The organism is Pseudomonas fluorescens, assembly GCF_012974785.1.
Taxonomy (GTDB): domain Bacteria; phylum Pseudomonadota; class Gammaproteobacteria; order Pseudomonadales; family Pseudomonadaceae; genus Aquipseudomonas; species Aquipseudomonas fluorescens_BT.
Map to the genome: position 1 here is coordinate 304788 of NZ_CP027561.1, position 11492 is coordinate 316279.

The 11492-nt window shown below is 58.2% G+C and carries 12 protein-coding genes; 6 read left to right on the forward strand and 6 right to left on the reverse strand.

All coding sequences use genetic code 11. From position 1 onward, the window contains the following. The first annotated feature begins 27 nt into the window (after positions 1-27). On the forward strand, positions 28-930 hold the full coding sequence (gene hslO, locus C6Y56_RS01305; RefSeq protein WP_085712714.1) for an Hsp33 family molecular chaperone HslO: 903 nt from the start codon (positions 28-30) through the stop codon (positions 928-930). 181 nt (positions 931-1111) lie between these two features. Further along, entirely contained in the window at positions 1112-2653 is a 1542-nt protein-coding gene (locus tag C6Y56_RS01310; RefSeq protein WP_169428402.1) for a phosphoenolpyruvate carboxykinase, read from the forward strand. Between the two features lie 172 nt (positions 2654-2825). On the opposite strand, the gene C6Y56_RS01315 is transcribed toward C6Y56_RS01310, so the two are convergent. The 5 genes from C6Y56_RS01315 to C6Y56_RS01335 form a co-directional block, all read right to left on the reverse strand. Then, positions 2826-3050: a type II toxin-antitoxin system RelE/ParE family toxin gene (locus C6Y56_RS01315; protein ID WP_243433403.1), complete on the reverse strand. Its 225-nt coding sequence runs from the start codon at positions 3048-3050 to the stop codon at positions 2826-2828. A gap of 47 nt (positions 3051-3097) precedes the next feature. Further along, complete coding sequence (locus C6Y56_RS01320; RefSeq protein WP_134825142.1) at positions 3098-3541, reverse strand: hypothetical protein; 444 nt, start codon at positions 3539-3541, stop codon at positions 3098-3100. 158 nt (positions 3542-3699) lie between these two features. Further along, positions 3700-3999, reverse strand: coding sequence for a hypothetical protein (locus C6Y56_RS01325; protein ID WP_169428404.1), 300 nt, complete (start codon positions 3997-3999; stop codon positions 3700-3702). A 342-nt stretch (positions 4000-4341) separates the two neighbouring features. Beyond that, positions 4342-5469, reverse strand: coding sequence for a hypothetical protein (locus C6Y56_RS01330; protein ID WP_169428405.1), 1128 nt, complete (start codon positions 5467-5469; stop codon positions 4342-4344). 102 nt (positions 5470-5571) lie between these two features. Beyond that, on the reverse strand, positions 5572-5853 hold the full coding sequence (locus tag C6Y56_RS01335) for a hypothetical protein (protein WP_169428406.1): 282 nt from the start codon (positions 5851-5853) through the stop codon (positions 5572-5574). Positions 5854-6157: 304 nt separating this feature from the next. Between C6Y56_RS01335 and C6Y56_RS01340 the strand changes: the two genes are divergently transcribed. The 4 genes from C6Y56_RS01340 to C6Y56_RS01355 all read left to right on the forward strand — a co-directional run bounded on the left by C6Y56_RS01340 (position 6158) and on the right by C6Y56_RS01355 (position 10769). Beyond that, entirely contained in the window at positions 6158-6661 is a 504-nt protein-coding gene (locus C6Y56_RS01340) for a polysaccharide deacetylase (protein ID WP_169428407.1), read from the forward strand. 383 nt (positions 6662-7044) lie between these two features. Then, positions 7045-8973, forward strand: a complete 1929-nt coding sequence (locus C6Y56_RS01345; RefSeq protein WP_169428408.1) for a RecQ family ATP-dependent DNA helicase — start codon at positions 7045-7047, stop codon at positions 8971-8973. A gap of 109 nt (positions 8974-9082) precedes the next feature. Then, the gene (locus tag C6Y56_RS01350; protein WP_169428409.1) at positions 9083-10306 is read left to right on the forward strand and encodes a 3-hydroxyacyl-CoA dehydrogenase; all 1224 of its coding nucleotides are present in this window, start codon (positions 9083-9085) and stop codon (positions 10304-10306) included. Positions 10307-10337: 31 nt separating this feature from the next. Continuing rightward, complete coding sequence (locus tag C6Y56_RS01355; RefSeq protein WP_169428410.1) at positions 10338-10769, forward strand: acyl-CoA thioesterase; 432 nt, start codon at positions 10338-10340, stop codon at positions 10767-10769. 64 nt (positions 10770-10833) lie between these two features. Here C6Y56_RS01355 and C6Y56_RS01360 read toward each other — a convergent pair whose 3' ends face one another. Further along, complete coding sequence (locus C6Y56_RS01360) at positions 10834-11313, reverse strand: glycine zipper domain-containing protein (protein ID WP_169428411.1); 480 nt, start codon at positions 11311-11313, stop codon at positions 10834-10836. Between the last annotated feature and the right edge of the window lie 179 nt (positions 11314-11492).

An 11492-nucleotide genomic window follows, 5' to 3' on the forward strand; every position in this document is an offset into this window, starting at 1 on the left:
TGTCATTAAAATCAGATACCTAAACCTATGACCGATTTCCTCGATACCGATTACACCCAACGCTTCATCTTCGATGACAGCGACACGCGCGGCGAACTGGTGTCGCTGGAACGCAGCTACGCCGAAGTGCTCGCCAAGCACCCGTACCCGGAGCCGGTTGCGCAATTGCTGGGCGAATTCATGGCTGCCGCGTCGTTGCTGGTGGGCACCCTGAAATTCGATGGCTTGCTGATTCTTCAGGCGCGCTCCGAAGGCCCGATCCCGCTGCTGATGATCGAATGCTCCAGCGAGCGTGAAATCCGTGGCCTAGCCCGTTACGAGGCTGACCTGATCGCCCCCGACGCGACCCTCGCCGACCTGATGCCCAACGGTGTTCTGGCCCTGACGATCGACCCGACGGTAGGCCAGCGTTACCAGGGTATCGTCGACCTTGACGGCGAAACCCTTTCCGACTGTTTCACCAACTACTTCGTCATGTCCCAACAGGTCGGCACCCGCTTCAAGCTCTGCGCCGATGGTCGTCGCGCCCGTGGCCTGCTGCTGCAGCAACTGCCTGCCGATCGCCTGAAAGATGAAGAAGAGCGCGCCGCCAGCTGGCAGCACATCACCGCGCTGGGCAACACCCTGACCGCTGATGAACTGTTGAGCCTGGACAACGAAACGGTTCTGCATCGTCTCTACCATGAAGAGCAGGTCCGTCTGTTCGATGTGCAGAAACTGCGCTTCCACTGCAGTTGCTCCCGTGAGCGTTCGGGCAATGCTCTGGTCAGCCTGGGTCTGGAAGATGCGCAGCAATTGGTGGCCGAGCAGGGTGGCAGTGTCGAGATCGATTGCCAGTTCTGCAACCAGCGCTACCTGTTCGATGCGGCGGATATCGCTCAATTGTTCGCTGGCGCGGGCGTCGAGACGCCGTCAGATACCCGGCACTAAAACGGTTCAGCGCAGGTAAATTCACTGCTCAACGACGGAATAACGCCGTTACGACGGGAGGGCCCTACTCTTTTTGGGCTTTTCTGGCATAATCCGGCCCACTTTTTTCGCGGTAGTAGTGCACGACTTTCTACTACAAAACGTTTGGAGCACACTCGGCCACTGGCCGACGGGGAACCTCATGACGCAAGCCAATAACGCCGTGTACACCGATCTGAGTGTTGATGATCTGGTAAAAGAAGCCCTGAAACGCGGTGAAGGCGAGCTTGCCGATACCGGCGCTCTGGTTGTTCGCACCGGTCACCGCACCGGCCGTTCGCCAGTCGACCGTTTCATCGTTGAAGAGCCTTCCACCCAGGCTGCCATTGCCTGGGGCCCGATCAACCGCAAGTTCCCGTCCGACAAGTTCGACGCGCTGTGGGCTCGTGTTGAAGCATTCAACAACGCGCAAGAGCATTTCGTTTCCCACGTGCATGTAGGTGCGGCCGAAGATCACTACTTGGCCGTGAAGATGACCACTCAGACTGCCTGGCAGAACCTGTTCGGTCGTTGCCTGTTCATCAATCCGGCCCAGTACAACCCGGCCGGTCGCGAAGAGTGGCAAGTGCTGAACGTCGCCAACTTCGAGTGCGTGCCTGAGCGTGACGGCACCAATTCCGACGGTTGCGTGATCATCAACTTTGCCCAGAAGAAAGTGCTGATCGCCGGCATGCGTTACGCCGGTGAAATGAAGAAAGCCATGTTCTCCGTGCAGAACTTCCTGCTGCCGGCCGCTGACGTGCTGCCAATGCACTGCGCTGCCAACATCGGCGAAGAGGGCGACGTGACCCTGTTCTTCGGTCTGTCGGGCACCGGCAAGACCACCCTGTCCGCCGACGAAAGCCGTTACCTGATCGGTGACGACGAACACGGCTGGGGTGAAGGTGTTGTGTTCAACATCGAAGGCGGCTGCTACGCCAAGTGCATCGACTTGTCCGAGAAGAACGAGCCGGTCATCTGGAAAGCCATCAAGCACGGCGCTGTGCTGGAAAACGTCGTGATCGACGACGCCAAGCACGCCGACTACGCCGATGTCAGCCTGACCCAGAACAGCCGCGCAGCCTACCCGCTGGAGCACGTTGCCAAGCGTTCCGAGAAGAACCTGGGCGGCGAGCCCAATGCTGTAATCTTCCTGACCTGCGACCTGACCGGCGTCCTGCCGCCAGTGTCGATCCTGAACAACGAGCAGGCGGCCTACCACTTCCTGTCCGGCTACACCGCACTGGTGGGTTCGACTGAAATGGGTTCGGGCAGCGGCATCAAGTCGACCTTCTCCACCTGCTTCGGCGCACCGTTCTTCCCGCGTCCGGCTGGCGAATACGCTGAGCTGTTGATCAAGCGCATCAAGGGCTTCGGCTCCAAGGTCTACCTGGTCAACACCGGCTGGACCGGCGGTGGCTACGGCGTCGGCAAACGCTTCAACATCCCGACCACCCGCGCCGTGATCGCAGCGATCCAGAGCGGTGCATTGATCGGTGCTGAAACCGAGCACCTGGACACCATCAACCTGGACGTGCCACTGGCCGTACCGGGCGTCGAAACCAACCTGCTCAACCCACGCAACACCTGGGCTGACAAGGCTGCGTACGACGAAGCTGCCAAAGCACTGGCCGGTCTGTTCATCGAGAACTTCAAGAAGTTCGACGTGAGCGACGCGATCAAGGGTGCCGGGCCTAAGTTGTAAGGCTTAGTTCTGGTGAATGAAAAAGCCGCCTCTTGAGGGCGGCTTTTTTGTGGGTGATTGGTTGGACTTCGTTGTCAGATCAACTGCCATTATTCCCGCAGAGTCCGCGCTAAACAGCCAGAATAATGCTACTTAAGGAGCCTCGAACTCCTAAGCATTTTTTCTCCAGCCATCATGGCCATTGCCGTCTGGTATGCAGCACTCGCAGCACTTCCACAACATCAACTTTGATTGCGTAGATGATGACGTAGTTTGGGGTGACGACGATTTCGCGGGTGCCTTCCGCGATACCTTTTCGGTATATGGCTGGGTGCTGGCGAGCGCTTTCTCCTTTCAGTTCGAAAACCTCATCGAGCTCAATCGCTGCAACGGGATTTTCCTGTCCGATACGCTCCATGATGTTGTCTCGGTCATCCAGCGCCTCTTGGCGCCAGACTAACCTCATCAACGTACTCGCTGACGCAGGGCATCACGCTTGGCGGCAAATATCCTGCGAGCGTCTTCATCGCTGACGCTGGGTCTTGGGTCATCAATGCTGATTTGTACCTGTTGCTTGACCCATTCTTCATACGCAGCGGCTTCATGAGCTTGCTTCATCGCTTCGGCGCGATCAGGGCGAGCATAGGTTTTTATTTGAAGAGGATCATAACTGGAGGCGTCCACATCGAAGTGATTGATACCCACTCCTTGCAGGTATGTCACCAGTGTTTCGAACCGCTTGAACAGCCGCACCTGACCACTGCGCTGTGCTGCCAGTGAATACTCTTTGCTTCCTTGCTGAACTTGAATCGACCAGCCACCGGGCTTGGCGACGATATGTGCGCTACTGATCGAACCGTTCTCAAACAGTCGCGTGAGAGTGCTGTGATCAATGGTTTCAGTGGTCATGAAAGCAAGCCCTTGGTTGAACAATGGCTCCCATCGTACGCAATCAATAATAGTTTGCAAAATCCAGATCCTTAAGTTTTGCGTCGGAAATGTCAGCGTCAGTGTTTGAGATAGAGGCAGGCAGTTCTAGCCATGAACACGCCTGCCTGAGGAGTTCGTTAGGCCGGGGCTTTCCAGCTGAGCATTTTCTGCTGGGCGACTTGCAGCAGGTCACAGCCGTCTTTGGTCAGCAGGTAGAGGACGTGGGTGATGTGCGGGATGTCTTCGACGTCGGCGTGTTTGAAGCAGAGGCAGTAGAGGGTTTGCAGCAGGTCGCTGGAGGCACGCAGGCGCTGGACGGCGCATTCGAGGATGTCTTGCGGGTTGGCATCGGTGTCGATGACCAGGGGCTTGGTGTCGGTGAGGTTGGAGTCGACGGGGCGGTAGCGATCGGAGTGGAGCTCGTTCCATGATTTCATTTTTTCTATCTCTGTAGGCATCGATTAACCGCTGCTACCGTGACCAAGCGGTGGAGGCGGACTGTGTTCAAGTTGGTCAAACCGGCAGAGATAACCCGGTACGCCGAAGCGTCCCAAACACAGCCCGCCATAAAGCATGCCGACAGAAAGAGCTCGGCAGCATACAAGGGCATGTATCAGTTATCTCTGTTTTTCAGGTGACCAAACCTGAATCGCTGATTGGGCAGCGACACTCACAACTATAGATTTGGGCTAACAGGCACCGATAGAAGACAAGGCGCCGCTGCCTGTAGGAACGGGATGCAGATCCGGGCAGGCCGTTCCTACAGATCAATCACGGTTTCAACGAATCGCCCGATACGCCTCAACATCCAGCACACTCGTCGTCAGCCCGCTCGCCGGGGTGTAGATCGTGCCTTTTACCGTCGAGAACGGAACGCCTTTGCTGCCCAGCGAAACGTAGCGTTCGCCTTGATCCAGTTCGGTGAACCAGGTGTAGGAGCACTTTTCCATGGCCTTGTATTTCGCTGCCGCATTGACGATGGCGGCGGCATGGTTGCGAAGGTCGGCGTCGGAGAGGTTGAGGTTTTTCTCGAGGACGGTGCCCCAGCGTTTCAGGCAGACCTCTGCAAAGTGGCGGACGATGAGACCCGGTTCGGCCAGCACTTTGGGACCACTGTTGCCATCGGCGGAAGCGTTGCCGACCAGGGTGGCGTGACGGCCGGACATGGGGAAGATGCTGGTCTTGGTGCTGGTCGCGGTTTGTGGGATGACGCAGCTGAAGCCTTTGGATCGTTCGTCCCGTGCATAGAAGCCCACGTACTCTTTTACGTTGGTGTTGAGCTTCACCCGGTGTTCCTGAAAGTTACCGATACCGGGCACGGGATCAATGGCGAAGATATTCACTGGAATGTTTTTCAGCGCAGTGTCGTTGAACATGGCATTGGCCAGCATGTGGCAACTTATGCCGCCACGGCTCCAGCCCACCAGATTGACTTTTGTTGGAATGACACCGTCCTTGCGGAAAGTTTTAATGATCTGCTCCTGTAACTTCTGTTGCGTGATGCTGCGGTCGCCGTAGTTGTACTTGCGCCATAGCCACGAGCCCTCGACTTTTACATCTTCAATGGGAATGCCTGCCGCTTTGAGGCGGTTATATTCTGCTTCGGTCAGTTGCTCGCGCTGCCAGTCGCATTTGCCTTTGATGATGTTCATCGCGTGCTGGACGTTTTCCTCCCAGCCCTTGCCGAACAGGGTTCCGCTGAGGCCATAGTCCTTGGATTTGGTGAACAGGTCATCGGCCTGCAGGTTACTGGTGCCGGGGCCATCGACCACGATCCATTCGGCGAACTCGCGACCAGAGTGATGGGAGGCAAGTGTGGAGACCAGTTCGCCATCCCAATAATTTTCGTGGGTGTTATCAAACTTTGTCGAACCTGTACCGCAAAAGAAAATAGTTAGCGTAGTCATGTTGTTGCTCTGGGTTGATGAAAGAGCAAACAGGCTAGTTCTGAACTTCGCAGTAATGGAAGTGAAGGGTTGTTTCGAACTTTGTAAGTTTGGCTGGTGGCGTTAATTATTTATTCGTTGTCTTGCAACTTCCAGCAAGTCGCAGCCGTCCTGCGTCAACAGATAAAGCGCATTGACGATGTTGGGGATGTCTTTGACATCGGCCTGTTTGAAACACAGGCAGTAAAGAGTTTCCAGCAGGTTGTTGGCCGCCCGCAGCCGCTGATCGGCGGCATCAAGGAGATCGCGGTGGCTCGCTTCGGTATCAATGATCAGCACGGGCGTTTCGCTATAGCTGGTTGTGAGTGCGCGGTATCGGGTGTTTGACGGTTTGAACATGTTCATGATCGGGGTGTCTCCTTTACGAAGTCGCTGTGGCGGGCCGACACAGTGTTTTCAGTCGCGCCGGCCACTATAGAAGGGTGCCCTCGAGCGGGACAAGACAGCCGCGATGGACAGAATTCGTAGGGGTTTTTCCGGGGTTCGGGCATTTGCCCTACGCATTTTTGCGGTGTTTTCACAGCCAAACCCTGACGGAAGAAATTTCCCACGCGTTTGTCGGGCGATTCCCGGTAAACCTCTGTATGGTGCGCGCCAGAATCCGTAGGGCGTTTCCAGACGTCCGACACACGCTTAAAGGGAATTAGGTATGCAGTGGCTACGAATGGCCTCGATCATCTTGCTGTGGGCCAGTGGTTGTCGTTTGACGGTGGCCTCCGACACGGGCAATGGGCTGGCGCTGGCCAACCTGGAGCGCAGCGGTTGGCCCGATGCACTCACCACTCAAGCCAACATTGACACAGCTTCCCGCGCTGAAGTGTTGATCTTCGGCAAGGCTCTGCTGGCGAGCGAAGCGCTGGACGAAACGGGACTCAAACAACGACTGGGCGTGCAGCAAATGCAGCTCAAGTCGATCCGACAAGTGCGCGACGGTCTGTGGGATCGCTTGCTCCATACCTATCGCAACGCCAGTCAGAATTGCGACGAACAAGCGTTTTGCCCGCGGGTGCGCAGCGTCGCCGACTTGCGTCAGTTGGCGGCGGCATTTACGGGCGATATCAGCCCGGCCCATGCACTGTGGGCGAGCAAGAGCCTGGACGTGCATGAGCGGGTACTGGATGAGCAATTGCGGGTGGCCGTCCTGCGGCCATAGCGCTTTGGCGGGTGTCAGGTTGAAGAGGTTTCACCCGTTGTCACGGCGGAAGCCCAGGGCGGTGGAAAGTTGTCGGGAGAGGGCGTACATCCACCCAGTAACAGGGATGCAAGGATCAGGGCGAAGGGCAGTTTCAAAGGCTTTGACATGTTCACTCCTTGATAAAAATCCATGGGCATCGGCCGTCCTGGCTCGAGGCGTGACGGACATTACCTTCAGGTCGATTCACGCGGCGATGAACAAAGTGTTTCATTTGTTTGATCCCGTGGCGTGGCCGCCGACGCTGTATCATCCCGTATCGATTTGCCCCCCGACCTTTTCTCGATTCGCTGCGATCGCCCGCTAGGCTGTTGGCATCACGGCGGTCAACGGAGTGACAGCGAATGCACAACACCCTGGAACAGGTTTTCGGTTATCCACAATTTCGACCCGGTCAGGAAGCGGCAATCAGCGCTGTGCTGGCCGGGCGCTCGGCGGCGGCGATTTTTCCCACGGGTTCCGGCAAGTCCCTTTGCTACCAGGTCCCGGCGCTCCTGCTGCCGCACCTGACGCTGGTGGTTTCGCCGTTGCTGGCACTGATGCAGGATCAGCTTGAGTTCTTGCGGCGCCACGGCATTTCGGCGGGGAGCATCGACTCGGCACAGAGCCGCGAAGATGCCAACGACGTGATGACCCGTGCCCGTTCGGGCGAATTGAAGATTCTGATGATTTCCGTTGAGCGCTTGAAGAACGAGCGCTTCCGCAATTTTTTGCAGCAGGTGCCGATCTCGCTGCTGGTGGTGGATGAGGCGCACTGCATCTCCGAATGGGGCCATAACTTCCGGCCCGACTACCTCAAGCTGCCGGACTACCAGCGCCAGTTCAACATTGCGCAGACCTTGCTGCTGACTGCCACGGCAACGCCGAAAGTCATCGCCGACATGCAGGCGAAATTCGCCATCGCCGCCGAGGATGTGGTGACCACCGGTTTCTACCGGCCCAACCTCAATCTGCTGGTGGAGCCGGTACGCGGTGAGGACAAGCGTCGACGGCTGGTGCAGTGGATGGCCGAGCGTGCGGGTCAGCCGAGCATCGTCTACGTCACCCTGCAGAAAACCGCCGAATACATCGCCGAGCATCTGGAGCGCAATGGCATCCAGGCCGAGGCTTACCACGCCGGGTTGCCCCACGAACAACGTGAAGCGATCCAGAAGCGCTTCATGGGCGGGCAGTCCAATTGCATCGTCGCCACCATCGCGTTCGGCATGGGCATCGACAAGAGCGACATCCGCAACGTGGTGCATTTCGACCTGCCCAAATCCATTGAAAACTACAGCCAGGAAATCGGCCGCGCCGGGCGTGACGGGCAACCCTCCGACTGTCTGGTGCTGGCCAACCGCGACAGTCTCAATGTGCTGGAAAACTTCGTCTATGGCGACACGCCGGAGCGCGACGGCATTCGCCATGTGCTGGACGAGTTACAGACCGCTGCCCCTGAAGGTCAGTGGGAGTTTTTACTCGGGCCGCTGGCGGATCAGAGCAACATCCGTGCGCTGCCATTGAAGACGTTGCTGGTGCAACTGGAGCTGCGAGGGCTGATTGCCCCGCGCTACGCGTATTACGCCGAATACCGTTTCAAATACCTGCTGGAGCCCGAGGCGTTGCTTGAGCGTTTTGAGGGTGAGCGCAGGGATTTCGTCGCGGCGATCATCCAGACTTCGAGCCGCGCGCGGACCTGGGCCACGGTGAATTTCGAGGCGATGTATTCGCAATATTCGGCCGAGCGAAATCGTGTGGTGAAGGCGCTGGATTACTTCCAGGAGAAGGGCTGGGTCGAGCTGGAAAGCAAACAGATGACCGAGGTCTACAACGTGCTGCACAGCGCCTTCGACAGCCAGGTCCTGAGTGGCGAGTTGCATGATGACTTCTCCCGCCACGAACAGGCCGAAGTGGCGCGGATTCACGCGATGCTCGAATTGTTCGCCACCGAGCGTTGCCTGGGCCACCGACTGGCGGAGTACTTCGGTGATCACAATGCCCCCGAGCATTGCGGGCATTGTTCGGTGTGCCACGGGCAGGTCGCCCGGCTGCCGTCACCTCCGGCGTTGCCGGCGCTTGTGGATAAAAGTTTTCCGGCGTTGTGCGGCGATTTTATCCACAGGCATGAGCAACTGACCGGCAGCGTTCCTTCGGCGGAGCGGCTGACGCGGTTTCTGTGCGGGATCAGTGTGCCGCTGTTTACCAAACTCAAGGCGCGAACCATCTCCGGGTATGCGGCGCTGGAGGACTACCCCTACGCGGACGTGCGGGCGTGGGCTCAGGCGCATCTCTGAGGCATCGAATCCATTTGCTGAATGTCGATCATCACGGCAATAAACTTCAAAAATGCCCGGTGGCTGACTATGGTGAAGGCTGTCTTTGGATCGCCCACAAGAGAACAACATGAGCCAGACATCCTTCGAAATTCAGCGGGCCGCCGTGATCGGCGCCGGCACCATGGGCCGTGGCATTGTCATGTGCCTGGCCAACGCCGGCGTGTCAGTGCAATGGGTCGACAACAATCCACAGATGCTTGAGCAGGCGCTGAAGACGGTGGCCGATACCTATGCGCACAACGTGCGTCAGGGGCGGATCGATCAGGCCGAGGCTGATGCGCGAATCGCCCGGGTCAGCGCGGCGGCGGATTATGTGGCGATCCGCAACGTCGACCTGGTGATTGAAGCGGTGTACGAGAACCTCGAGCTCAAGCAGAAGATCTTCCGTGAGCTCGATGGCGTGCTGAAGCCAGAGGCGCTGCTGGCGAGCAATACTTCGGCGCTGGACATCGACGCCATTGCCGCCGCGACACGGCGGCCGACTCAAGTGCTGGGCCTGCATTTCTTCAGCCCGGCGCACATCATGAAACTGCTGGAAATAGTCCGTGGCGCGCAGACCTCACCGGCTGTGCTTGAAGCCGCTCTGGAGCTGGGCAAGCGCATGGGCAAGGTCAGTGTGGTGTCGGGCAACTGCCACGGTTTTATCGGCAACCGCATGCTCCATCCATACGTGCTCGAAGCGCGCAAGATGTTGCTCGAAGGGGCGTATCCACATCAGATCGATGCGGCGTTGCAGAGTTTCGGTTTCGCCATGGGGCCGTTTCGCATGTACGACGTGGTCGGCATCGATCTTGAGTGGCGTGCCCGCGAGCTGGCCGGCAAAGGGCAGGACGCGCCCGAGGTTCAGGTGGATAACCGCTTGTGTGAACTGGGTCGCTTCGGTCAGAAGTCCGGCAACGGTTACTACCATTACGAACCAGGCAGTCGTCAGGCCGAGCATGACCCTGAAGTGGACGCACTGGTGTTGAGCGTCAGCGAAGGTCTGGGATTTCATCGCCGTGAGATTGGGTCCGAGGAGATCCTTGAGCGCTGTCTGCTGGCGTTGGTCAACGAGGGCGCGAAGATCCTGCAGGAAGGGATTGCCGAGTCGGCGCATGACATCGATCAGGTTTACCTGAACGGCTATGGCTTCCCGGCGGAGAGGGGTGGGCCGATGGCCTGGGCGGACGATCAGGGGCTGGCAGATATTCACAAGCGGCTGCTGGCGCTGGAAACGCGGCAGGGAGATCAGTGGCGACCGGCACAATTGATTGGCGAGCTGGCGGCGCGAGGAAAGGGTTTTTACCTTTAGACTGAGCCGATCACTCAAGGAATCGACACTGATGTCCAACCCGATGCCGCAACGCGCCGATTACCCGCATTTCCAGCCGATCACCACGCGCTGGCACGACAACGATGCCTATGGCCACGTCAACAACGTCACCTACTACAGCTTTTTCGATACGGCCGTGAACACCTACCTGATTCAGGTCGGTGGGCTGGATATTCACGATGGCGAGGTGGTGGGGTTTGTGGTGAGTTCGTCTTGCGATTACTTCGCCTCGATTGCGTTCCCGGACTTGATCGAAGTCGGCTTGCGGGTCGGCAAACTGGGCAACAGTTCAGTGCAATACGAGCTGGCCGTGTTCAAGACTGGCGAGCATGAAGCCTGTGCGGCGGGGCGTTTCGTGCATGTGTTCGTTGATCGTGCATCGAACCAGCCGGTGGCGATCCCTGCGGGTTTGCGCGGAGCGCTGGAACGGCTGGCGATCTGACAGGCAAAAAAAATCGCAGCTCGGGGGAGCTGCGATTTGGCTGTACCGGCAACGAGGTCAGGCCTCAGTCGCGGTAGTAGCGGTGATGCTTGCGATGGCCGTACGCGTGGCCACGACCACGGTGATCGTCGCGGTAGTAGCGACCACGGTCACGGCCGCGATCGTAATAGCGGTCTTCGCGATTGCTCTCGTTGCCCATGTAGTTACCCAGCGCGCCACCGGCGCCGCCACCTGCTGCGGCGCCGATCAGGCTGCCGGTGGTGCCGCCCATGCTGCGGCCGACCACGTTACCGCCGGCTGCGCCCAATGCACCGCCAATGGCGGCTTCGCCACGGCTGTGTTTGTTGGCGCCCACCGCGCTACCACCCGCGCCACCCAGGGCCGCGCCAATGGTTGAACCTGTGCTGCCGCCTAAAGACTGACCGACGACCGAGCCAAGAACCCCGCCCAATGCGCCGCCCACACCTGCTTCGGTGGTGCCTCCGGCAGAAGCGAAGCCACTGACCAGGCCAAGGGACAACAAGAGAATCTGGGAGAACTTCATAGAGGAGCCTCAAAGGGATGACGGCGCGATCCTGAGGCTCTGCAATGGACGTGACAATCGAAATCCGACGAATAGCACCACCTGTATACAATTCTGCAAGCTACTGATTTTTGGGTGGAACTTAACCGTTTTTCGCCGGTCTTTAACTACTTCGGACAGGCCGCTTTGATCACAAAGCG

Coding starts and splice junctions, on each gene's coding strand:
- C6Y56_RS01330 (WP_169428405.1), bottom strand. CDS start 5,469: ATGACTACGCTAACTATTTTCTTTTGCGGTACAGGTTCGACAAAGTTT.
- C6Y56_RS01345 (WP_169428408.1), top strand. CDS start 7,045: ATGCACAACACCCTGGAACAGGTTTTCGGTTATCCACAATTTCGACCC.
- C6Y56_RS01340 (WP_169428407.1), top strand. CDS start 6,158: ATGCAGTGGCTACGAATGGCCTCGATCATCTTGCTGTGGGCCAGTGGT.
- C6Y56_RS01350 (WP_169428409.1), top strand. CDS start 9,083: ATGAGCCAGACATCCTTCGAAATTCAGCGGGCCGCCGTGATCGGCGCC.
- C6Y56_RS01325 (WP_169428404.1), bottom strand. CDS start 3,999: ATGAAATCATGGAACGAGCTCCACTCCGATCGCTACCGCCCCGTCGAC.
- hslO (WP_085712714.1), top strand. CDS start 28: ATGACCGATTTCCTCGATACCGATTACACCCAACGCTTCATCTTCGAT.
- C6Y56_RS01310 (WP_169428402.1), top strand. CDS start 1,112: ATGACGCAAGCCAATAACGCCGTGTACACCGATCTGAGTGTTGATGAT.
- C6Y56_RS01320 (WP_134825142.1), bottom strand. CDS start 3,541: ATGACCACTGAAACCATTGATCACAGCACTCTCACGCGACTGTTTGAG.
- C6Y56_RS01360 (WP_169428411.1), bottom strand. CDS start 11,313: ATGAAGTTCTCCCAGATTCTCTTGTTGTCCCTTGGCCTGGTCAGTGGC.
- C6Y56_RS01335 (WP_169428406.1), bottom strand. CDS start 5,853: ATGAACATGTTCAAACCGTCAAACACCCGATACCGCGCACTCACAACC.
- C6Y56_RS01315 (WP_243433403.1), bottom strand. CDS start 3,050: ATGGAGCGTATCGGACAGGAAAATCCCGTTGCAGCGATTGAGCTCGAT.
- C6Y56_RS01355 (WP_169428410.1), top strand. CDS start 10,338: ATGTCCAACCCGATGCCGCAACGCGCCGATTACCCGCATTTCCAGCCG.